General features: G+C 41.0%; 20 protein-coding genes and 2 pseudogenes. 19 read left to right on the forward strand and 3 right to left on the reverse strand.

The window, feature by feature from the left end:
• Positions 1-6 precede the first annotated feature (6 nt).
• The 10 genes and pseudogenes from AB5642_RS04410 to AB5642_RS04455 all read left to right on the forward strand — a co-directional run bounded on the left by AB5642_RS04410 (position 7) and on the right by AB5642_RS04455 (position 8,173).
• Positions 7-801: a S8 family serine peptidase gene (locus AB5642_RS04410; protein WP_195391650.1), complete on the forward strand. Its 795-nt coding sequence runs from the start codon at positions 7-9 to the stop codon at positions 799-801.
• A gap of 303 nt (positions 802-1,104) precedes the next feature.
• On the forward strand, positions 1,105-1,755 hold the full coding sequence (locus AB5642_RS04415) for a TetR/AcrR family transcriptional regulator (RefSeq protein ID WP_118583846.1): 651 nt from the start codon (positions 1,105-1,107) through the stop codon (positions 1,753-1,755).
• A 665-nt stretch (positions 1,756-2,420) separates the two neighbouring features.
• A pseudogene (locus AB5642_RS04420) lies at positions 2,421-2,669 on the forward strand (response regulator); the annotation flags it as partial.
• Positions 2,670-2,752: 83 nt separating this feature from the next.
• Positions 2,753-4,576, forward strand: a complete 1,824-nt coding sequence (locus AB5642_RS04425; RefSeq protein WP_173718905.1) for a hypothetical protein — start codon at positions 2,753-2,755, stop codon at positions 4,574-4,576.
• A gap of 108 nt (positions 4,577-4,684) precedes the next feature.
• On the forward strand, positions 4,685-4,864 hold the full coding sequence (locus AB5642_RS04430; protein WP_173718906.1) for a maltose acetyltransferase domain-containing protein: 180 nt from the start codon (positions 4,685-4,687) through the stop codon (positions 4,862-4,864).
• Between the two features lie 117 nt (positions 4,865-4,981).
• Positions 4,982-5,185, forward strand: a complete 204-nt coding sequence (locus tag AB5642_RS04435; RefSeq protein ID WP_173718907.1) for a hypothetical protein — start codon at positions 4,982-4,984, stop codon at positions 5,183-5,185.
• A 44-nt stretch (positions 5,186-5,229) separates the two neighbouring features.
• Positions 5,230-6,162 (forward strand): DUF1848 domain-containing protein, encoded by a 933-nt coding sequence (locus AB5642_RS04440; RefSeq protein ID WP_148462059.1) that lies wholly within the window; start codon positions 5,230-5,232, stop codon positions 6,160-6,162.
• A gap of 62 nt (positions 6,163-6,224) precedes the next feature.
• The gene (locus tag AB5642_RS04445; protein WP_173718908.1) at positions 6,225-6,881 is read left to right on the forward strand and encodes a thymidine kinase; all 657 of its coding nucleotides are present in this window, start codon (positions 6,225-6,227) and stop codon (positions 6,879-6,881) included.
• 25 nt (positions 6,882-6,906) lie between these two features.
• A complete protein-coding gene (locus AB5642_RS04450) occupies positions 6,907-7,305 on the forward strand; it encodes an arsenate reductase ArsC (RefSeq protein ID WP_148462061.1) in 399 nt (132 codons plus the stop codon).
• A 304-nt stretch (positions 7,306-7,609) separates the two neighbouring features.
• Entirely contained in the window at positions 7,610-8,173 is a 564-nt protein-coding gene (locus AB5642_RS04455; protein ID WP_306467748.1) for a hypothetical protein, read from the forward strand.
• Positions 8,174-8,330: 157 nt separating this feature from the next.
• Here the strand turns inward: AB5642_RS04455 and AB5642_RS04460 are convergent.
• Positions 8,331-9,220, reverse strand: a pseudogene (locus AB5642_RS04460) (transposase).
• Between the two features lie 691 nt (positions 9,221-9,911).
• Between AB5642_RS04460 and AB5642_RS04465 the strand changes: the two are divergent.
• Genes AB5642_RS04465 through AB5642_RS04495 form a run of 7 tightly spaced genes read left to right on the forward strand, consistent with a single transcriptional unit; the run spans position 9,912 to position 17,942 of the window.
• Positions 9,912-10,076, forward strand: a complete 165-nt coding sequence (locus tag AB5642_RS04465) for a hypothetical protein (protein ID WP_173717341.1) — start codon at positions 9,912-9,914, stop codon at positions 10,074-10,076.
• 20 nt (positions 10,077-10,096) lie between these two features.
• Entirely contained in the window at positions 10,097-10,399 is a 303-nt protein-coding gene (locus AB5642_RS04470; RefSeq protein ID WP_148462062.1) for an STAS domain-containing protein, read from the forward strand.
• A gap of 27 nt (positions 10,400-10,426) precedes the next feature.
• The gene (locus AB5642_RS04475) at positions 10,427-12,151 is read left to right on the forward strand and encodes a GH3 auxin-responsive promoter family protein (RefSeq protein WP_148462063.1); all 1,725 of its coding nucleotides are present in this window, start codon (positions 10,427-10,429) and stop codon (positions 12,149-12,151) included.
• Between the two features lie 35 nt (positions 12,152-12,186).
• Complete coding sequence (locus AB5642_RS04480) at positions 12,187-13,056, forward strand: RimK family alpha-L-glutamate ligase (RefSeq protein WP_148462064.1); 870 nt, start codon at positions 12,187-12,189, stop codon at positions 13,054-13,056.
• Positions 13,053-14,795: an ABC transporter ATP-binding protein gene (locus AB5642_RS04485; protein WP_368371477.1), complete on the forward strand. Its 1,743-nt coding sequence runs from the start codon at positions 13,053-13,055 to the stop codon at positions 14,793-14,795. Before AB5642_RS04480 ends, AB5642_RS04485 begins: the two co-directional genes overlap by 4 nt.
• A complete protein-coding gene (locus AB5642_RS04490) occupies positions 14,792-16,576 on the forward strand; it encodes an ABC transporter ATP-binding protein (RefSeq protein ID WP_195408944.1) in 1,785 nt (594 codons plus the stop codon). The genes AB5642_RS04485 and AB5642_RS04490 overlap by 4 nt, the downstream gene beginning before the upstream one ends.
• Before the next feature lie 22 nt (positions 16,577-16,598).
• Positions 16,599-17,942, forward strand: coding sequence for an ATP-grasp domain-containing protein (locus AB5642_RS04495; protein ID WP_148462066.1), 1,344 nt, complete (start codon positions 16,599-16,601; stop codon positions 17,940-17,942).
• 46 nt (positions 17,943-17,988) lie between these two features.
• Here AB5642_RS04495 and AB5642_RS04500 read toward each other — a convergent pair whose 3' ends face one another.
• Together AB5642_RS04500 and AB5642_RS04505 are read right to left on the reverse strand one after the other, a co-directional pair.
• Positions 17,989-18,702, reverse strand: coding sequence for a LytTR family DNA-binding domain-containing protein (locus tag AB5642_RS04500; protein WP_173718912.1), 714 nt, complete (start codon positions 18,700-18,702; stop codon positions 17,989-17,991).
• A 15-nt stretch (positions 18,703-18,717) separates the two neighbouring features.
• Entirely contained in the window at positions 18,718-20,046 is a 1,329-nt protein-coding gene (locus AB5642_RS04505; protein WP_368371478.1) for a GHKL domain-containing protein, read from the reverse strand.
• Between the two features lie 279 nt (positions 20,047-20,325).
• Here AB5642_RS04505 and AB5642_RS04510 point away from each other — a divergent pair, with 279 nt between their 5' ends.
• On the forward strand, positions 20,326-21,264 hold the full coding sequence (locus AB5642_RS04510) for a hypothetical protein (protein WP_173718914.1): 939 nt from the start codon (positions 20,326-20,328) through the stop codon (positions 21,262-21,264).
• On the forward strand, positions 21,254-21,757 hold the full coding sequence (locus tag AB5642_RS04515; protein ID WP_237925603.1) for an RNA polymerase sigma factor: 504 nt from the start codon (positions 21,254-21,256) through the stop codon (positions 21,755-21,757). The genes AB5642_RS04510 and AB5642_RS04515 overlap by 11 nt, the downstream gene beginning before the upstream one ends.
• Positions 21,758-21,769: the final 12 nt, after the last annotated feature.

The raw sequence follows: 21,769 nt of genomic DNA on the forward strand, positions 1-21,769 counted from the left end.
GATGCTATGAAACACAAACTAAAAATTTTTTCAAAACTTCCATTAATTGCTTTGTGCCTTATGTCTGCAATCGGAGCATATACTCCGGTTCTTGCAGACAGTGAATCCCAGGTAACTGTGTGTATTCTGGATTCAGGCTGCAACATGGAAAACATTACAGGGTGGAATTATCTGGAAGGCAGCGATAACCTTTCTGACAACAGCGGACATGGAACAGGCGTCTGTGAAATCCTGCTGGAAAAGGCACTGGATGCAAATCTGGTCATGCTAAAGTGTTTTGATGGGGAATCTGAAAATCAGACAGACGATAATACCATCATCCAGGCCATCTATGACAGCGTAGATAAATACCATGCAGATATCCTTAATATGAGTTGGACACTGAATAGAGATTCGAACCTCCTCCATGAAGCAATTCAGTATGCCAGCGAAAACGGAGTCCTGATACTGGCTGCAGCCGGAAACCTGAGCTTCCAGACACCTTCTGGAAGCCAGGTATATCCGGCTGCCTGGGAAGAAGTAATCGGCGTGGCAGGAGCTGATCTTGATGAAAACGGGAATCCCATAAGTTCGCTGTGGTATCTTGGCGGTGAAGCAGTATATGTAAGCGCAAACGGAAGTTATGAAGATCAGAAAGGATCCTCCTATGCGGTCCCCAGAGTAAGTGCAGCTGTAGCAGGGTACCTGCTGGAGAATCCAGGTGTAACGCAGGAAAAAGTACTGGACTATCTGAAAAATAAAGCTGTTGATGCCGGAGACAAGGGATATGACCTTCAGTTTGGGTGGGGGTATATCGAATGAAAATTGATAAGTAGTTAGAATAATGCGGAATGTAGATACAAAACAAAAGAATGCAGCTCATGTGTTGCATTCTTTTTGTTTTATAAAGCCTGCAAAAAAGAGCGATCATTTTTCATAGGTCTTTTTTCATAAATATAATGTGGAAATTTTGTACAAATTATCCAAATAATAGTTGCGAAAAACTTTAAAGCAATATATAATTGATTATAATCAAAAGTATATGCAAAATTATAATTACAAGGATGGATTGATGTAAAAATGCCAAAAGGATTACAACATAAAGGAATCGTCAGAAGAAACAAAATGATCTATGCAGCAGTAAAATTATTTCTGGAAAATGGATACGAGAAGACAACAACAGCCTCTATTGCAAAGGCTGCCGGGATGTCCCCCTCTTCCTTTTTTGCAGCATTTGATAATAAAGAAGCCTTGCTGCTTACCCTGGTCAAAACAATGTTTGGAAGCCAGTTTGATAAGGCGGAGAAATTATTAGGGGAAACTCCGGATCCGTTGCTTGTCTATGGAGTAGAAGTTTCGATACAGATGTACATAGCCGAATTGTCAGAACCGTTGAGGGAATTATATGTGGTAGGATATTCTCTTCCTACTACTTCAGAATATATTTATATGAGCACGGCGCAGAAGATTCAGCATATTTTTTCACAATATATAAAAGAAGCAGAATTGAAAGATTTTTATGAAATGGACATTGCCTCTGCCGGAATCACCAGAGGATTTATGGCAAAAAAATGCGACCTCTATTTTACCATGGAGAATAAATTAAGAAGATTACTGAAATGCTGCTTTACCTTATATAAAGTACCGGAAGCCAAACAAGAGGAAGTAATAGGTCAGATCTTAAAAATGGATCTGAAACCAATTGCAGAGAAAATCATAGAAGACACAGTAAGAAAAGCAGAAGAAGGATTTGAAGCAGTTTTGGCAGAAAAGTAAATATTTTGAAAATTATATAAGTATAAAAGGACTGACAAAAACCTGTCAGAAGTAGCAGCGACCTGCACAGAAGATGGATTAACGGAAGTAAGATACTGTGAAATCTGCGGTGCAGTATTTGCAGCACAGAAAGCAGTGAAGGCAACAGGCCATAAAGAAGTAATAGACAAAGAAATAAATGCCACGTATTTTACTCTTTAAGGATCCTGAACCTGAGGAAATTAATGGATTTAAAGACATTACAGAAGCTGTAAACTTTTTAGATATAATTATCCAGTGTGACGGACAATCAATAAATAATAAAGAGCATTTCTGCTTCACTCATAGAACAATTGAACCACATGAGGAGCGAAGTATTGAATATAGCGATGGAAGAACCGAAATGGGATGCTTTAAGTGCGAGGCATGCGCCTGGAGAAGAACTATTCGGTATATAAATGAACCACCGTGGTATGCAGATTAAAGATATCCGGGGCACAAATTGTCATGTTGTTCATATCTGTAAGGAAATTTACAGGAAGTAAGGGGCTGGAAACAGTCCCTTTTCAAATATTTTTGGAAAGTTACAGAGAAAACATATGGATAAAGTTTTGAAAAAATAAAACAGACCCTGTTTTATGGCGAGTTAGAAAAAGAACAGTATCAGATGATCTCAGCAAGTATCGAGGAAGCAATATGATCTGATATTAATGGATATCCAGATGCCAAATATGGATGGATACGAAGCCACAAGAAAGATCCGCTCCTTAAAGAATCCTAAAAAGGCAAAGGTTCCCATCCTTGCCATGACTGCAAATGCGTTTGAGGAATACAAAAAGAAGGCGATTGCTGCAGGAATGAACGGTCACATTTCAAAGCCTGTAGAGGTTTCGGTGCTTCTGGAGACAATAAAAAAAGTATTAAAAGAATTATAATTATTCATGTTGGCATAGGAAGATGATTATTTCGACAGTATTTCTGACTCTCAAATTTTATAGGTAAGAAAGAGGAATGCGGTATGAATGATAAACAGAACGACAGTGGAAGTATAAAAAGATCGGACTTTAAACTACGTCTGGAATATTACGGTCTTAAGACCCACATCTATTTATTAAAAACTGGACAATATGCGATACAGCTTTTAAACTATCCTGAACTTTATGATGAAATAAAAGAAAATTTTGAGCATACGATTCGCCAGGTTGGAGACGATGTGGAACTGATAATTGAGAAACCTGATAATATAAGAGAAGAAATTACGCCGATCAAGAACACAGCAGATAATCAGGGGCTATTTCTTAACAATGAAATGCTGCAGAGTCTTCTTGTAAGCCGCTTTACAGACATTGATTTTCGGAAAATAGAAGTAGATTTCCAAAATGGCGTATGTTTAAAATTAATCCTGGGACATACGGTATCAAAAGAAAAAGAAAAGGAAGTTAAGACATTTCTTTTAGATATGAAAAACGGTTTTACCGATGTAGAAATACAGATAGATGAACACCTATCAGATCCTATACTGATAAAAACAGTAGATTTGGCATGTACAGACTCAAGATACAAATTTTCCATAGAAGATTCTGAGTTCTGGTTTTCCAATGCTCAAAAGATCTATTCCGGAAATCTGACAAGGGAATCCTTGCGCTTTTTTGATCCCGAAAAAACCAAGTGCTACATGGATTTTAGTATATGGCAAAATAGAAACGTAAATATCCGAAGTGCAGTACTTCTGTATGATACAGTTTATATTGCGTTTCCCCTGCAAATGAATTTTGAAAAATTTTTAGAACAGCAACATTTGACAGTAAAGGATTTATATACACTTATAGAAAATCAAAAACTGGTTATTCTCCTGCCAAACACCGAAAGTAGATACGATAAAAATATTCTGGATGAAATGTATGGGATGAATCCAAATTGCATTGTTTCTAAGAGGGGGATTAATGCATTGATGGCCATGTATTATTGTGAGCTGGAAAAGCAGTACATGAAGATCTGGAAAGGAAAAGAAGAAGTCTTAAAAGAGTTTTGCATGGACTGTGCAAAAAAGAAAGATCCGTTAGCAAAAATGTTTGCAGATATGCTTTTATGGCCGATAAGAGCGAAAAATGAAAGTTATGAATTGCTGACAAGTTATAGTCCGCTGTCTGTTTCAAGTATAGGGGTAAACAATTATTTATTACTTCCACAGCACAACAAAAGTAACATTGAATTTGAAATGACAGTAAATGCTCCTGCTATTCACATTGCAACGGCTCTTCACGCTACGTATTTTCCATTTTGCATCGAGCAGGAAAATGGAAGTTATTCCGACCTGGGTGTTGCGACACTACTGGGGGATATATTAAATATGTATAATTATCTTGGAAAAAATCAGCTGGAGCATATGAAAGAATATAGTGAACGTGTGAATAAAAAGAACCATAGTATTTGTTTGCTGAGATCTGAAAACACTGTAGATCTGAAACATATTCTGGATTACGAAAAGAAATACCATACTCCCCATACTTTGAAAAAAATACTGGAGGATCTGGCATTTCTGGATGACAAAAAATGTGAAGAAAAAATCAAAGAATATAATAATGCAATTGCTGAAGCAGGAATGGAAAAAGCAGGAATCGGAACTATTTTAAATTATATGCTTTCCGTAGGAGGATTTCTTCCGGGAGCTGGTACCGCTTTTTCAATTGCAGGCTTGTTTACGCAGATTTTAAATGATTTGGGAATAAAAGAAAAAAAGACAATTGCAAGAATCGAAAATGGTACGGCATCAGAAAAAGATAAGATATTTTTATTAGATAAAGTAAACCGTGTCGCGCACCTTGAAAGAAGTTCATTTTAAATTCAGTAAACAGTTTAAACATACAAAGACTTGACATGAAAAAATACAGCAGACGAAAATTTAATCCGTATTTTGATATAAAAAATTTGAATAGGAGAATCCCAAAATATGACAGAACTTGAAAAATTAGAAGCTGGATTGGAATACTGCTATGATGATCCAGAGGTCGAGGCAGGAAAAGAAAATGCAATCATTCAATGTAGAAAGTACAATGCTATTGATGATTTAGATTATGAGGGACAGTATGAACAACTCAAAGAGATGTTTGGCAGTGTCGGAGAAAAGTAAAGAAATCCTTTAACTTGAATATTTTTTATGTGTAATATAGTCTGATGGGGCTGGAAACAGTCCCTTTTCACTTGCATAAATATTGGAAAACTTTTTTATTTGTGAAAAGAATACTACTTGCACTATTTTCCTGGGATTGTTATCCTTATAGAAATCACAGATACCAAGATTATAGAAGACCGTCTTCAAAAACTGGCAGAAAAATATTACCCTACAGTAGAAGAAGTAGAAAAAGAAATGAATGGTTCTGCAAGAAGCCGTGTCCAGCTATTTGCAATCAGAATTGAGCATATGACAGGGAAGCTTGTAAATGAGAAATAATATGTAAGAGAGTTTGCTGACATAAAAAAGAAGGGAACACATTTATGATTATTCAGACCGGTATGCGGACGGATATCCCGGCGTTTTATTCGGAATGGCTGTGTAACCGGATAAAAGAGGGCTACGTGATGGTTCGGAATCCATATCAGCCGCAGCAGGTAACAAGATATACCTTTTCGCCTTCTGTGGTAGATCTGATTGCGTTCTGCTCGAAAAATCCGGCGCCTATGCTTTCACACATGGATTTACTGAAAACATATGGAATGTACTGGTTCGTTACCATTACCCCTTATGGAAAAGAAATAGAGCCTCTGGTTCCAGATGTAGAAACGGTAATAGATACATTTCGGCAACTGGCTGAGATTACAGGACCGGATTCCATGGGATGGCGTTATGACCCTATATTCCTGAATGAGACTTATACGCCAGAGGTCCATATCCAAAAGTTTACACAGATCGCACAGGCCCTTGAGGGCTATACCCATACCTGCGTGATCAGTTTCATCGACCTGTACCAGAAAGTGAGAAGAAATTTTCCGGAAGCCCAAGCTGTACCAAAAGAAAAACGTCTGTCACTTGGGAAAACCATGATACAGATAGCCGCGGCACATGGAATGAAAGTATATCCCTGTGGAGAAGGAACAGAATTAGCCTGTTATGGGGCAGATTGCAATGGCTGTATGACACAGGAAACATACGAAAAAGCCCTCCATACCACGCTGGATATACCGAAAAAGCAGCCACTACGGAAAGAATGTGCCTGTTTTATGGGAAATGATATTGGAGCATATAATACCTGTCTTCATGGATGTAAATATTGTTATGCTAATTACGATACCAAAACGGTTCGTCAGAATTATGCTTTGCATGATCCGAAATCCCCGTTTTTGATTGGAAATTTAAAAGCGGATGATAAAATACATCAGGCGGATCAGAAAAGCTGGATCGACGGACAACTGGTTCTGAAATTTGATTGATAGAAGGAAAAGCTATATGGAAAAGCTTTTGAAAGAACACTGAGCATAAGGAGAGTCTGAAAATGGCAAAATTATATTTCCGCTACGGAGCAATGGGAAGCTCGAAATCAGCAAACATACTAATGGTCCGTTATAACTACGAAGAGCGCGGTCAGTATGCCGTTTTGTTAAAACCAAGAACAGACAGCCGGGATGGAGAACGCAAGATCCAGTCTCGTATGGGATTATCTGCTTCAGCAGAATACGTGGATGAATTTTTAAAAGAGATCTCTACGATCTGGAAAAAAGAAAATACAGAATACCGGTATCAGGGAAAGAAAGTGGATGCAGTTCTGGTGGATGAAGCGCAGTTCCTTTCGGAAGCGGAAATAGACACTTTGTCCGACCTTGTGGATTTTTATAATATTCCAGTGATCTGCTATGGACTGCGCACCGATTTCCGCAACCGCTTATTTCCTGGCTCCAGACGTCTGATGGAGATTGCAGATGTCATTGAGGAAGTACCGACTGTCTGTTGGTGTGGAAAACGTGCACAGTGTAATACCCGGTATGCAAATGGAGAAATTGTACGGGAGGGTGCGCAGATCATGCTTGGCTCCAATGAAAGCTATGTGGCGCTTTGCCGGAAGCACTACAAAGAAGGAAAATTATGGAAAGAAGCTGGAGCAGAAAATGAAACGAGCACCAGGAGGAACTGTAAAATTATGGAAAAGGAGTAAGATATAAGAGAAAGGGGACTCTTCTATGAGTAAGAAAAAGGTAGCTTTTATCTGTGTCCATAATTCATGCCGCAGCCAGATAGCAGAAGCATTTGGAAAGCATCTGGCATCTGATATATTTGAAAGCTATTCTGCCGGCACAGAGACAAAACCGCAGATCAATCAGGATGCAGTCCGGATTATGAAAACGTCATATGGAATAGATATGGAAGCAGATGGTCAGTACAGCAAACTGATTCGCGATATTCCAACTCCTGATATCGTGATTTCCATGGGATGCAATGTAGGGTGTCCGTTTATTGACAGGCCTTTTGACGATAACTGGGGACTGGAAGATCCAACGGGAAAAAACGATGAGGCGTTTAAATTAGTTATAGAAGAAATCAGGAAGAAAATCCTTGAATTAAAGAAGAATGCGTCTTGATAACTTGCAAAACGATATTTTGATAGGAACAGATAGATGAAGCATGCTTGATAATCTGGATACCAAGACGTCTGCCAATAATCATGGAAAGGTGTGGAATACCAGAAGAAATCATATCACATGGAGGCTGTATGTGGGTCTGCACATTACCAGATCGCTGCGTACTGGTCCAGAGTTTTGAACAAGCCTGCGATTAAAGCGTATCAGGCATCCAGACGTGGGATTGTTCTGACAGCAAATTATACTGCTACGCAAAAGGGGGTAAAGAAGTGCCTGTCCGGATCTGGTTGTTGTTCCGCCCAGAATGGAGCTTTATCTACAGTTTTCTTCCATGCTGCAGGAGATTTATGGAGAGTATACCGATCTGGTGGAGCCTTATGGATGTGATGAAGCGTGGCTGGATGTGACTGGAAGTACCGCCTTAAAAGGGGATGAAAAAAAGATTGCAGATGAGATTAGAAGCCGTGTAAAAAAGGAATTGGGGATCACAGTCAGTATCGGGATTTCGTGGAATAAGATTTTTGCTAAGCTTGGAAGCGATTATAAAAAACCAGATGCGATCACCCAATTTCATAAAGAAAATTACCAGAGTATCGTCTGGAATCTTCCTGCAGCTAACCTTTTGTATGTCGGAAGATCTACCAGAACGATGTTAAACCGTTATGGGATCAAAACCATTGGGAAAATTGCAACGTCAGATCCAGATTTCCTGGAACGACTGTTCGGGAAGATGGGACTGGTCTTATATTCCTTTGCAAATGGCTGGGATGATTCTCCTGTTGAACCAGAAGGCTATGCGGCTCCCATTAAGTCCATTGGTAACAGTACCACCACACCAAGAGACTTAGCAACTAACCTGAATCCGTGAAGTTCATTCTTTAAGAGAACCAATCTTCCAAAGGTAAGTTTGTTTCATGATGTGAGCATACTTCTGTGGCTTTTTCTGTATCAGCACCGGGAACAAAAGCAGTCACTGGGCAAAAAAGGGTACACGAAATAAGCCTGCTATAAAATTGCTTTGTTACTTATGAGTTTGTGACAGCATATTTCTGACAGATATCAGAAAATATATGTCGCCAGATGTTGCTTCTTCCGAGGCCGGTTATCAACTGGCGTGCATGCATGGTTATATGTCCTGCCATCATAATCAGGTTGCTGATAACTGTGCGTAAACGACGGCGTTTAACATCCCTCTTCTGACGGGGTGCCCGTCCTCCAATTGTGCCCTGACCGATCATACGGAGAATGTTATATGCGATCATCCCTAATTCGAGTATCAGTGCATTGGTCGCGAACTTTCCGGATGGAAGCCGCTCCAGATCCATGTCTGTTTTTACCTCACTATGAAACTGCTCACATTCCCCATGGGCATGATACAGACTGATGATTTCCTCATCCGGGTCACCAAGGTTTGTCCACCAGGCTTCAACTTCAATATCGGGAACAAGGTTGAACTGACCATACTTATCAATGGTTCGCTCTGTAATCTCGTATCCGGCACGGAGTGTATACTCTGTATTGAACTGCTTACTGGTAACGGTTTTCCAGTCACTGCCTATATAGACGGTTTTTCCGTCTCTGGGACTGGTTACATTCCGGCAATACTGCTTTGCCATTTCAAACCAGTCATCCGTGCTTTCTCGGCGAAGTTTTCGCTTGATAATGAAAAAGCTTCAAAGTAAGGTTTGCCCATGCAAAGCATTCCAAGGTAAGTGAGTACAATATCACCATTTTTAATCTGATGCTGAGACCGATTGGATGTCACGTCCATGCGATTGAGTTTTTTGATGAAATCGCTTTTCCCAAGGAGGGCGCCAACAACAGCCAGACCGCTGGCTGGGATAATACGTTCATTTGTAAACTCAACAATAATGTTCTTATTGGTGTTCAGTGTGATTCGGTGGTTGTTATTCATGGTAAAAGACTCCAATCCATAGATTTTGTTATGTCTATTTTACCACAGACTGCTTTCACCTGGTGGGTGAATAACAATATTGGAAAAAAATATTGCAAAAGCATGAAACTATAGGGTTTAAGGAGTATGTGAGGAAATCAACTTCACGGATTCAGGAAAAACCAATAAAGCAGACAATAGATAATATTCTCAGTAACGCAGCCAAAAGTAGAATGTCTCCATGACAGCAGAATATAATAAATTAATTCTAAAAATAAAGGGAGCTCTTTAATGAAGCAAAAACCCTTATTGATCAGCCTGTTAATTTCTCTGGGAACCGGAGTGATTGCAGGCTTTCTTACTTTTAAAAGTATGGAACAATACTAGAATGAGCCGCCTAATAATTGTGAAAATCAAAATTCAGTAATACGGAATATAGAAAATCAGGAAGTTAATCTTTTATCAAAAGAAGAACTTTGCAAACGGCAAAATCAAATCAGATGAATGTCTTTTTACACTATATTTTGACTATTCACGCAAAAATATAGACAGAGAAACTAGATTTAAATAATATATATAATATAGATATAAAAACAGTTAAAAGAAGAAAGGAGAAAAAATAGAGAAAGCATGTTTGCTATCTTTTGTATTGCTGTTCAGTACTTTAAGTCAAAGTATTGTAGCAACAACCGTGTATGCAGGCAATATTCTTATGATGGAACAAGATTCAGAATTGCCTGTAAAAGAAGATCAAGCAGATATTACGGATCAGGATCATCAAGAGAAAAATACTGATACAGAAAACACAAATTCAGATAAAGAACAGGGAACTGAAGAAAGCACGGATTCAGATAAAATAGTTACCGCATATGTATAAAATACAAGGGGGTTAAATCAATGAAATTTGATGTTAAAACACAGGGAAAGAAAATGGAGGTTGCTTTGGAAGGAAGAATGGACTCTGCAACAGCACCGGGATTTGAGAAGGAGATTTTCCAAAAGCTTGATGGAGTTACTGAGCTTGTTCTGGACTTTACCGATCTTGCGTATCTTTCCAGTGCCGGATTAAGAGTTCTTTTATCCTGTCAGAAGAAAATGAATGCAGCAAAGGGAAGTATGGTTGTAAAGCATGTCAATGAAATTATTATGGAAGTATTTGAAGCAACCGGATTTGACAGTATTTTGACAGTCGAACAATAAAAGACAGATGAAAATGGGGAAAAGAATATGACAATTGAAGAGAGAAAATTAACACCTGCCGGACAGGGGAATCTGCAACAGATCAAATTGGGAATACCGGTAGTGGAAGCATTGAATCGGATGGCAGAGGATCCCATGGGGGAAAATGAAAAGCTGCTTTTAAGGATTCTGGAACAAAATAAGGATACGGAATATGGAAGGAAATATGGCTTTGCGAATATTCATTCCATAGAAGAATACCAGAAGAAGGTTCCGGTCAGTGTATACGATGATTATGCAGGCTATATTTTAAGAATGAGTGAGGATGGGGAGGAGAATCTGATTACCTCCGGTAAGGTTGTACATTATAACAAGTCTTCAGGAACGGTTGGAAATCCCAAGCGTATACCGTTGACGGAAGAGGCTTTTCAGGTTTTTCAGAAGTATAATGGTCCCTACCGTATGGGTCTGGTCGCAAAAGAACTCGGAGAAGACTGGATCAACGGACGGAATATGTCCATTGCGGAATCCATTGCAGAGATCCAGCACGTGAAAAGCGGTGTTACTTATGGGGCTTTGTCAGTAAAAATGATCGGTGAATTCCGCCCTTACCTCGGAATGAGTTTTACATCTCCCGATGAAGCAATTTATCCGGAATCGGAAACCAACACCAGATATCTGCATGCACGTTTCGGACTGATGGACCAGGATCTTACGAATATGGCAGCGAACTTTCTTGGATTTTTACTGGAAGTATTGCGTTATATGGAACAGCATTGGGAGCTTCTGGTTAATGATATTGAACAGGGAACGATTGATCTGGGTATTAAAATGTCAGAGGAAGTCCGTTCCAGTCTCTTAAAGAAAATTCAGCCCATGCCGGAGAGAGCGCAGGAACTGAGGGGAATTTTCATGCAGGGGTTTGAGGAACCGATTGTACCGAAGCTGTGGCCTCATGCACAGTTCCTTACCGGTGTCGGTTCCGGTGGATTTAAGGTTTATGCTGATAAGATCAAAGAGAAATATATGGGAGAAAAAATAGCCCGTTATTTTACCGGAATTAATGCATCTGAAGGCATGATCAGTGTCCCGTACCGGTTAAATGATGAGAAGAGCGTGCCGGTTCCGGACAGTATGTTCTATGAATTTCTGCCGACAGACGCAGATGATGATTTCTCCAAAATAGTAACGATAGATCAGCTTGAGACAGGTAAAGAATATGAAGTGATTGTTACGAATCTTTCCGGTTTTTACCGGTATCGTATGCGTGATGCGGTAAAGATTGCAGGAAAATATAAGAATCTGCCGATTCTGGAATTCATCGGACGTATTGATCAGACAGTCAGTATTATGGGGGAGAAGACAACAGAAGTGGCACTCAGGACTGCCGCAGAGGATACAGCAAAGCAGCTTGGCTTTGACATGATTGATTTTACAGTATATCCGGATGTTGAACATGTTCCTCCACGTTATACTTATTTTATGGAAATCGAAAGCCTTCCGGAGGGGATGAAAGCAAAGGAAATCCGTTTTTTTCTGGAGAGGAATCTTGCTAAGGCCAATCCGTCCATGGGAGATAAGGTGGCAAAAGGAATCTGTGCGCCAACTAAGTTAAATATCTTAGAGCCGGAGACATATAGCTTATACCGTGATCTGATGATAATGAAGGGAATTGCGCCGGCACAGCTGAAGCCTGTGCACATCATCCGGAATGAACTGCAGCGGAAATTCTTTTTCAGTCAGACAGAATACGGGGTGGAGCTTGTAAAATAAATGGAAGGACTTTGTGAAAATAAAAGGAGAAGCCTATGAAAATTTTAGCTTTAGTAGCAAGCCAGGACAGTACTGTGGAAGATGTTAAGACAAATGGAAGAAGGCAGATGCAGGCACTGATAGGTAAAGATAAGGAAGTGCTTTTCTGCGAATATTCCACGATTGAAATTTGCAGGAACGGGGAACTTGTGATCACCTGTCTGGGCGAAAAAATGGAAAAGCCGGATTATTTCTGGCCACTACTTGGATCCACGGATGGATTTATTCTGGAGAATATGCTTCAGGATGCGGGAATTCCATCTATTTTAAATCTGCGTGAGCTTCAGGTCGCAAGAAGTAAGATTGCAACTTATCAGAGATTTGCACAGAATGGAATACGGGTGCCTGATACGATGGTGTTTTTCAAAGATTCTGATCCCGAAACACTGTCTGGTCGTTTTGGTTATCCATTTGTTGTGAAGCCGGACAGTGGATTTGGCGGGATTGGTGTAGAACTGATCCATAACGGCCAGGAGCTTAAGGATTACTTTGCAACTCTTTCCTATGGACAGGCTTATGTGGCACAGGAATATATTGCTACTTCCAAAGGAAGAGACATCCGTGTTGTTGTTCTCCATGGCAGATATTATTTTTCGATGGAGCGCCATGCATCGAATCCTGATGAATTCCGTTCGAATGTACATGTGGGTGGAACTACACAGGAGAAGACTCTTACCGAAGAAGAAAAGGTATTCTGTGAAAAGGTGGCGTCCATATTTGATCTTCCGATTATCGGACTGGATCTTATGATTGGTGATGGAGAGTATGTGCTGGCAGAGGTAAATGCATTTCCGGGTATGCCGGGGCGTAAGATGATGGATGCATATGCTTCCGTTATTGATGATTTTATGGAGGGACAGGCATGACCGGATTTTTGCGAAGAGTATTAAGCCCATACAGGGGACTTTTGATACTGGTCATTTTACTGCAGCTTGGTCAGTCCTTTTTAACCATGTATCTGCCAACAATCAATTCCAGAGTGATCGATTATGGTGTGGCGAATGCGGATGCTGCATATATCATGCATCAGGGAATTCTCATGCTGGGAATAGCTCTTATCCAGTTACTGCTATCAACCTTGGCTGGTATTTTCGGAGCAAAGGTGGCACTGATGACCGGACGGGATTTGAGGGAGCAGGTTTATGAGAAGCTGATACATTTTTCACGCAGGATGATCGGAAGCATGGGAGCTCCTACGCTGATTACAAGGGCAACAAACGATGTACAGCAGGTAATCCAGTTTATTACGTTCTTATTTACCGCGATTATCGCAGCACCGATGATGTTTATCGGAGGTCTTGTGCTTGCCTTGTCCCAAAGCGTGAAGCTTTCGGTGGTATTGCTTGTGACGATACCTCTGCTGCTTGGGGTTTCTGTGGTATTTTTAAAGCTGATCCTTCCTTATTATAGAGAACAGCAGACGAAAATAGATGAGATGAATACCGTACTCAGGGATCAGATTTCCGGTATCCGTGTGGTAAAGGCCTTTACGAAGGAACAAGGCGAGAAGGAACGCTTTGAACGGATTAACGGAGATCTTTCAAGGATTAATACCAGCATCGGTAAGATTACAGGGCTGATGCAGCCAATCTTTACCCTGACAATGAGCTTTGCCAATATTTCGCTGATCTGGCTTGGCGGCCGTATGGCGGGGAACGGTCAGGTACAGATTGGACAGGTGATCGGCTTCGTAACCTACATATCCTTTATTCTGACAGCAACCCTGATGGCTTCCATGATTTTTATTATGCTGCCAAGAGCCGAGGTATCGGTTACACGTATTGAAGAGATTTTAAACAGTGAAAGTGAAATTCAGGACAGAGAGGATGCTTTTTTGCCAGAGCAGTTCCGGGGAGAAATATGTTTTGAACATGTGACGTATTCCTATGCACCGGATAATGAGCAGGTGGAGCCTGTATTGAAGGACATTTCCTTCTGCGCACAGCCGGGTAAAACGACGGCGATTATCGGATCTACCGGATGTGGTAAGACTACCTTGCTTGATATGATTCCACGTCTTGCAGATGTGACAGAGGGGACGGTCTTCGTAGATGGCATGGATGTCCGGAAGCTGTTAAGGCATGAGCTTGATCAGGCAATCGGCATGGTTCCGCAGAAGGCTTTCCTGTTTTCGGGGACGCTGGAGGACAATCTGCGGGATGGAAAACCGGATGCAACACAGGAAGAACTCTGGGAGGCTCTTTCGATTGCGCAGGCAAAGGAATTCGTGGAGAAAAACGAACGTGGTCTTAAGATGAAGATTTCCGAAGGGGGAATAAACTTTTCGGGCGGGCAGCGGCAGCGGCTTGCAATCGCAAGAGCAATTGTCCGCAGACCCTCCATCTATTTGTTTGATGATTCGTTCTCTGCACTGGATTACCGGACAGACCAGGAGCTGCGAAGAGCACTGAAGCCGGTTACACAGAATGCGGCTGTGATTATTGTTGCACAGAGAATCAGTACCATTAAGGATGCTGACCAGATCCTTGTGATGAATCAGGGACGTATTGAAGCGGTTGGAACACATGAAGAACTCATGCAAAGCAGCCGGACTTATCAGGAAATTGTGGCTTCCCAGCCCACAGATAAGGAGGTGGCATCATGAGTACAAAGCAGAAAAAGACCATACAAAAGGGGTCTTTCAAGCGGCTGTTAAAGCTCTTCTTCTTTAAAAATAAGATGCTGACCGCTCTTATGCTGTTCAGTATTGTTATTTCAGCGGTTGCTACAGCGCTGGGACCGCAGTATCTGGGGTATGCAACGGATTCCATTGTACAGGATATGTCAAACCCGGTAAGCAGTAACATTCACTGGGACCGGTTTTTCTTCTGGGCAGGGATATCGAGTGTGATTTTTCTGATCCAGTTCGTATCGAAATGGCTGTCCGCATGGTTTTCCACACGGATCATCTCTGATACGGCGAAAGAATTGCGCAGTCAGGTAGAGACAAAGCTATGGTCGCTGCCATTAAATTATTTTGATACAAACAGTCACGGAGATATCATGAGCCGGACCACAAATGATATTGATAATGTGGTCACGACTCTGAATTCTTCCGGTGCAGATACGATTTACAGTATTTTCCAGCTGGTCGGGATGATTGTCATGATGACTGCAATTAACTGGAGGCTGGCATTGATCACTGTGATCATTATTCCGGTCTCGGGCTGGATTGTGACCCTGATTTCCAGGTTTGTGCGTAAGGAATATCAGAAGCAGTGGTATTATACCGGAATGATTAACAGTAATGTGGAAGAGAGTGTGAACGGACACAATATTGTGAAGCTTTATGGTCAGGAAGAGAAGTTCGTGGAAGCTTTCAGGAAGCAGAATCGTCTGCTGTATGAATCTTCCTTCAAAGCTATGGCCGTATCGAACCTGATTCAACCATTGTCCCGGTTCTTTACGAATCTGAATTATGTGATTGTGGCATTGGGAGGTGCTTTACGGGTAATATCCGGACAGATGACGGTCGGAGATGTGCAGGCATTTATTCAGTATACCAGACAGTTTCAGACACCCTTTTCCAAGCTGTCCCAGGCGTATTCTTCACTGCAGTCCGGAATAGCGTCTCTTGACCGGATCTATGAGCTGTTAGATAGTGAAGATCAGGCTGAAGAAAAACCGGAAGCCAGAGAGAGCTACCGGTTGCAGGGAAAGATCGATTTCCGGGATGTGAGCTTTTCTTATGTACCTGAGAGGAAGCTGATTGAACATATGAACCTTGTTGTAGAACCGGGCCAGATGGTCGCTATTGTTGGAGGAACTGGTGCCGGCAAGACAACACTTGTAAATCTGATCGAACGATTTTATGAAGTAAACATTGGAGAAATTATTTTTGATGACAAAGTAGAAATTCACGACCTTACAAGAGCATGCCTGCGGGAGAACATTGCAATGGTTCTGCAGGACACCTGGGTGTATAAAGGAACGATCGGAGACAATCTGAAATATGGTTTGAAACGGGAAATCACGGAAGAAGAATTCCGGAATGCATGCCGGGAGACCTTCGTGGATCAGTTTGTAAGTACACTGCCTGATGGTTATCAGACTGTAATTTCCAATGAAATGTCAAGCCTTTCTGCCGGAGAAAAGCAGTTGTTGACGATCTGCAGGGCATTTCTTGTGAAACCGAATATTCTCATTTTGGATGAGGCAACAAGTTCTGTAGATACCAGAACCGAAGCCATGATTGATCAGGCACTTGATAAGCTGCGGGAGGGACGGACAAGCTTTGTCATTGCCCACCGTCTGTCCACAATTCGCAATGCAGACGTAATCCTGGTTATGGAGAACGGGCATATCGTGGAGCAGGGCAGCCACAAAGAGCTATTAGCACAAAACGGAGCCTATGCCAGATTATATCAGGCACAGTTTGAATCATAGAAAATAGGCGGAGGAAGAGATTATGCGTATTGTATTTTATAGTGCGTCAACATCAGCACATTCCAATTCATCAACAAAAACAACCTACCAGCCGTTCCGGGCAGATACCTGGGATGAAATGGACCGGCTTTATCCGGACTGCGAATTTGTTGTAGCAGGACCCCTGAATGGTTCTTACATTTTTGACGTGGCAGATGGGGAAATCTGCAAAAAACCTGAGAAGGTGAAATACGTGCTTTTGGAGAGTGGAATGAGTGCGGAGGATACGGCAGAGCTGATTGCACAGCAGAGACCGGATATTGCTGTAGCAATTGCATCGGGAGCCGTTCCCTTTGACTGGGTACCGATCAAGACCGCTCTCATTGCTGAGGAATTACAGAAAAGAGGAATTGCAACCATTGCCAATAATACGCTGGTGTCAGTGGCAGCATTTGATAAGTGGCGTAGTAATATCATGTTCCGCAGCTTTGTCAAAGCGGCAAAGGGAATCTATATTCACCATGAGCTGTTTCTTGCGGAGAAGAAGAATCCGGGTGTCAGTGTAAATGTATATAAGGAATATGTTTTTTATCGGATTAAGGAAATAAACTTTCCGGTCATTGTGAAGGATACATTAGGTGCAGGGTCAATCGGAGTGGAAATCATGAACTCCTATGAGGAAGTAGAGAGCTTTCTTAATTCCGATCGGAACAATTCAGATATAATGGTGGAAGAACTGATTCAGGGAGAACAGTTCGGAACGGAAATTCATGGTGTAGAGGGACGTTACAGTGTCCTTCCGCCGATCGCCTTTTCTGTAACAAAAGAGGGCATTACAGATCCGTTAAGCTCTGTAAAATTTGGTCCGGTGACGGATCCTTCCTATCATTTTGAAAAGGTACAGGAAGAACTGCTTAATATGGCACAGAGTTTGAAATTTGAAGGAACGGTGCAGGTCGATCTGGTTTACCGGGCAGGAGAATGGTATATTATCGAAATTAATCCAAGATGGTCCGGAATGACAACAACAACGGCTGCCATGGAGGGAAGAAATCCACTATCTATTTTTGTGGACAGCATACTCGGAACTGACAAAAATTACAGTATGAAACGGAACCTGAAATATGCATTGAACTTTAAGATGAAAGCAAGGTCGCAGGAGGATCTGATCCGATTATATGGGAATCCGCATGTGGATTATATTATGCAGCTGGAAACCTCAGTGGCAGGTATGGAGAAGATCAACTATTGCGAGGTTGTTATCAGCACCGATCAGGAAAAAGAAGATATTATGAATATCCTGAATGAACTGGAAGAGGAATTCCCGGGGCTTGTTTCCGATGATGTGAAAGCAAATGCCGGAGAGCTTGTTGCAAAATATCAATGAGAATTCTGCGGTCGATAAGACCGCCGTTTTCTGCTGTTTGCAGAAATTAAAACCATTTTGCAGCGTATTGCTGTAATTGTTCCTGGACATCCCGGTAGCTGTATTTGCTGACCGGGATTATTTCCTGATTATTCAGTGTGATTTCAAAGCGTCTGATTGAACGGACAGCATACAGAGAAACAATGTAGCATCTGTGACATTGCACGAAGATATCTTTCGGCAGAATTTCACGGACTGCAGAAAGGGATTTATATATCTTCGTGACAGTACCATCCTGAAGATGAATCTGCAATTCTTTATTGATTATTTCAATATAGGTAATATCCTTGATATGAAAGGATACAGTTCTGGACGGAGTGTCGATTATAATGGATTTCGGAATCAGATGTCGGATTGCACGGGTTAGTGCTTCTGCAAGTTTTTGACGGCTGACCGGCTTGAGGATATAACCTACAGGTTCAGCAGAATATGCATCGAATACAAATTCCTTACTGCTGGAAATGAAGATAACGGGAATTTGTTTTCCAGTGTCATGGAGACATTCTGCAAAGCTGATCCCATTGTTTTCACCCAGCATAATATCAAGAATCAGAATGTCACAGCTTTTAGGAGTATTCTGCAATGTATTTTTTAATTCTGAAATAGAAGTATATTTTCGAATCTCGCAGGATTCTCCCATGGATGCTAAAATATCGATGATCATTTCAGATATCTGTGTTAAAAAAATCGGTTCATCATCACAGATGACAATATGGTACATAGTGAAAGCCTCCTATTATTCGTTATTTTCGTCAAGACAAAGCGTTGTTGTTACAGCAAAAAAGCCACCACGTACCTGTACGTTCAGTATACCATTGTATTTTTCGGCGATTCCATTGATGATCTTAAGACCGTAACCGTGTCTGTCACTGTTCTTTTTACTGGATTTATATTTTCCATTCGTGATTCTCAAGTTATCCTCATTGCAGGAGTTTTCACATTTAATAAACAGAAAATTTCCCTTTGAATGGAGATTCAGCTGGATGATCCGCTGTCCTTCAGAAACCTTCTGACACCCTTCTACTGCATTTTCCAATATATTTGTCAACATCCGGCACAAATCAATGTCTTCCATGTTGAGTTTTCTGCCAATGATAATACTGTACTCCACTATGGCTTTATAACGGCTGGCACGTTCTGCAAATTCTAAAAGGATGGAATTGACCAGAACATTGGCTGTGTAGGTGACAAAAGGAAGCTGTTCGGCTTCTTCAGTAAATTTCTGCGTATATTGTCTGGCACCTGCATAGTCCTCCTGTTTAAGATAGGCGGACAGGGCATTCATATGATGCCGGATCTCATGGTGCATTTCCAGAATATGTTCATTGTTTTCTGCCTGATTCCGGTAGCTTTCCAGTATCCGCTCGGAAATTCTCTGTTCTTCCTGTTTGCTGCGGATGTATTCCATGACACTAAAGAATACGGCATATACTATGAAAGCAAATACTGCAAACAATACAAACATAGCATGGACAACCATATTGGTGGAAAGATTTATTATGCTTGAGAATTGTGCAATGCTGGCAATTAGAATAAACAAAGCAGGGAGGGAGCAGAGAATCTTCCAGATACGTGATTCCAGATCAGCGTTGATCATAGTACGGATTCGCTCCATCAGCATGAGAAATGGTTTCGCAAGAAGCAGATTTATGATAAGTGTGAGAATCAGTGCAAGGGGCGGATACATAAAATGATCGGACGGAAACCGGAAAGTACGGTGCAAAAAAGTAACAGTACTTGTGACAAAGAATCCGTAGCTCATTACAACAAAAAATACAAACAGTTTTTCTACTGTTTTTGCCTGGATGATAAAGCAGTACAACATTCCGAACAGTAACAAGGCAATATAAAAAATAGCATTCGAGATCAGCTCTTTGTAATCACCGCCGATGTTGAACTGTGCGATAAGAGAAAACGGAATGACCATTACAAAAAAAATGGACAGTGCCATGCGCATTGCCTTTTTTGTGCTTAGGCGGAAACGATCCCGGAATGTATACAAACAGAAAAATGCATAAGGAAAAATCTGAAGAGAAAATCCGCAGAAATAACGCAATGCTATCATAAAAACCTCCTGTCATAAAAATAGATAATGGTCAGGTTACCTATTAAAAACAAGTATACCATTGGCAGAAGGCAAAATCAAATCATATGAAGGTCTTTTCACACCATATTTTGACTATTCACGCAAAAATATAGACAGGAAAGTCAAATTCAAATAACATAAATAATACAGATACAGAAAACTGTCAAAATGAGGAGAGCTTTTGATACGGTATAATGCCCGAAAGCTCGCTCTTACTGGCATCGTAAAGGAAAAAATATAAGAAAAGGAGACTAAAAAATGAAGAAAAGAATGATTATTGTGACGGCAATGATTATGGGAACTCTGGGAGCAGAATGTGTGAGTGTTCAGGCATCGGATACGTTACCTGAACTGACAAAAGACAATGCACTGGAACAGATGATGAAAGCAGGAGAAACAGACAGTCTTGTAAGCAATCATAAAAGCTATGAAGCTACCTGTGAATATATACTGCAGAATACAAAGGTATATGACTATGAAGATTCTGAAGTGATGTATGTAGAGATGTATGGTACTACCCAGATGCTCTATAAAGATGGCGAATTAAAATACGGAAAAGAAGGAGATGAGTATCTCTCCTGTCTGTATATTGATGAAGCAGATGGAAATGCAGATGATCTTATAAGCTTTTACACAGATGAAACCATAGAGGAAGAAGTGACGGATCTGAAGGAAGATGGTGATACGATCATTATACAGACAAAGGTACCTGAAGAACTTACGCAGAGCACATTGAATTCTCAGGGAGATGGAGAATCCTACACAGAGGGAGACTGGATTTCTATGGAATATGTGGTTGCTTCGGATGATTACAGACCACTGAAACATACTCAGATTCTGAATCATAAGGACGGCACTTCGGAAGAAGCTTCGAAGATGGAATTCTCCTACGGCGTGGACAGGCCTGAGGATGTAGCAGATCTCTGTGAAAAGTACGAAGAAGCAGAAAAAGCAGAAGGTGATGTACGTAATGTGACAGTTACTGCAGCTCCTGGTACAGAGCAGGAAAAGGATTATACAATCACGGTTCCAGCAGATAATCATGTATGGATCATGCTTCATGACGATAATTCTTATTACATTATGTATACAGATAAGGAGTGTAAAGAACTGTACGAGCCAGAGGAAGATGTGAAAGAAGACACACATCTCTATGCAGAGATTGAGTCTTATGAAGAGGCGGAGGATGAAGTATGAGGAGTTTGAGCGTATTTATCAGGAATATTATCTGAAAATTTTGACATTTATACATAAAAGAGTTCCTGATCTGTATGAAGCGGAAGAACTGACTGGAGATGTATTTCTGTCTTTTTACAGAAATATGGACAGTTATGATGAAGAAAAAGGTAGTATAGCTACCTGGTTGTATGCAATCACAGCAAACCGCCTGAAAAACTATTATAGGGATAAAAAGACTCATTATTCTCTGGAAATCCTGAAGCAGCAGACAATTCCCCGGGAAAAAATGCCGGAAGAGATTGTGGCAAAGATTATGAGAGAAGAGACATTAAGAAAAAGTCTGGAGCAGCTTTCTGACAGAGAACGGGAAATTCTTCTGGGAAGATTTTATTATCAGAAAAGTTCCACAGAGCTTGGCGGGCAGATGAATTTATCACCGGGAAATGTAAGGATGATACAGAAACGTGCTCTGGAGAAGTTGCGAATGATTATGGAAAAACAGGGGGAATAGGCGTTCAGGCTA

Origin of the sequence: Ruminococcus sp. 1001136sp1_2201st1_G3_2201SCRN_220225, assembly GCF_040924365.1 — a bacterium.
GTDB lineage: Bacteria > Bacillota > Clostridia > Lachnospirales > Lachnospiraceae > Blautia_A > Blautia_A faecis.

Bases quoted from the DNA above. Each gene is read 5' to 3' on its own strand.
- AB5642_RS04410 (WP_195391650.1), top strand. From the start codon at position 7: ATGAAACACAAACTAAAAATTTTTTCAAAACTTCCATTAATTGCTTTG.
- AB5642_RS04415 (WP_118583846.1), top strand. From the start codon at position 1,105: ATGATCTATGCAGCAGTAAAATTATTTCTGGAAAATGGATACGAGAAG.
- AB5642_RS04425 (WP_173718905.1), top strand. From the start codon at position 2,753: ATGAATGATAAACAGAACGACAGTGGAAGTATAAAAAGATCGGACTTT.
- AB5642_RS04430 (WP_173718906.1), top strand. From the start codon at position 4,685: ATGACAGAACTTGAAAAATTAGAAGCTGGATTGGAATACTGCTATGAT.
- AB5642_RS04440 (WP_148462059.1), top strand. From the start codon at position 5,230: ATGATTATTCAGACCGGTATGCGGACGGATATCCCGGCGTTTTATTCG.
- AB5642_RS04445 (WP_173718908.1), top strand. From the start codon at position 6,225: ATGGCAAAATTATATTTCCGCTACGGAGCAATGGGAAGCTCGAAATCA.
- AB5642_RS04450 (WP_148462061.1), top strand. From the start codon at position 6,907: ATGAGTAAGAAAAAGGTAGCTTTTATCTGTGTCCATAATTCATGCCGC.
- AB5642_RS04455 (WP_306467748.1), top strand. From the start codon at position 7,610: ATGGAGCTTTATCTACAGTTTTCTTCCATGCTGCAGGAGATTTATGGA.
- AB5642_RS04465 (WP_173717341.1), top strand. From the start codon at position 9,912: ATGATGGAACAAGATTCAGAATTGCCTGTAAAAGAAGATCAAGCAGAT.
- AB5642_RS04470 (WP_148462062.1), top strand. From the start codon at position 10,097: ATGAAATTTGATGTTAAAACACAGGGAAAGAAAATGGAGGTTGCTTTG.
- AB5642_RS04475 (WP_148462063.1), top strand. From the start codon at position 10,427: ATGACAATTGAAGAGAGAAAATTAACACCTGCCGGACAGGGGAATCTG.
- AB5642_RS04480 (WP_148462064.1), top strand. From the start codon at position 12,187: ATGAAAATTTTAGCTTTAGTAGCAAGCCAGGACAGTACTGTGGAAGAT.
- AB5642_RS04485 (WP_368371477.1), top strand. From the start codon at position 13,053: ATGACCGGATTTTTGCGAAGAGTATTAAGCCCATACAGGGGACTTTTG.
- AB5642_RS04490 (WP_195408944.1), top strand. From the start codon at position 14,792: ATGAGTACAAAGCAGAAAAAGACCATACAAAAGGGGTCTTTCAAGCGG.
- AB5642_RS04495 (WP_148462066.1), top strand. From the start codon at position 16,599: ATGCGTATTGTATTTTATAGTGCGTCAACATCAGCACATTCCAATTCA.
- AB5642_RS04500 (WP_173718912.1), bottom strand. From the start codon at position 18,702: ATGTACCATATTGTCATCTGTGATGATGAACCGATTTTTTTAACACAG.
- AB5642_RS04505 (WP_368371478.1), bottom strand. From the start codon at position 20,046: ATGATAGCATTGCGTTATTTCTGCGGATTTTCTCTTCAGATTTTTCCT.
- AB5642_RS04510 (WP_173718914.1), top strand. From the start codon at position 20,326: ATGAAGAAAAGAATGATTATTGTGACGGCAATGATTATGGGAACTCTG.
- AB5642_RS04515 (WP_237925603.1), top strand. From the start codon at position 21,254: ATGAAGTATGAGGAGTTTGAGCGTATTTATCAGGAATATTATCTGAAA.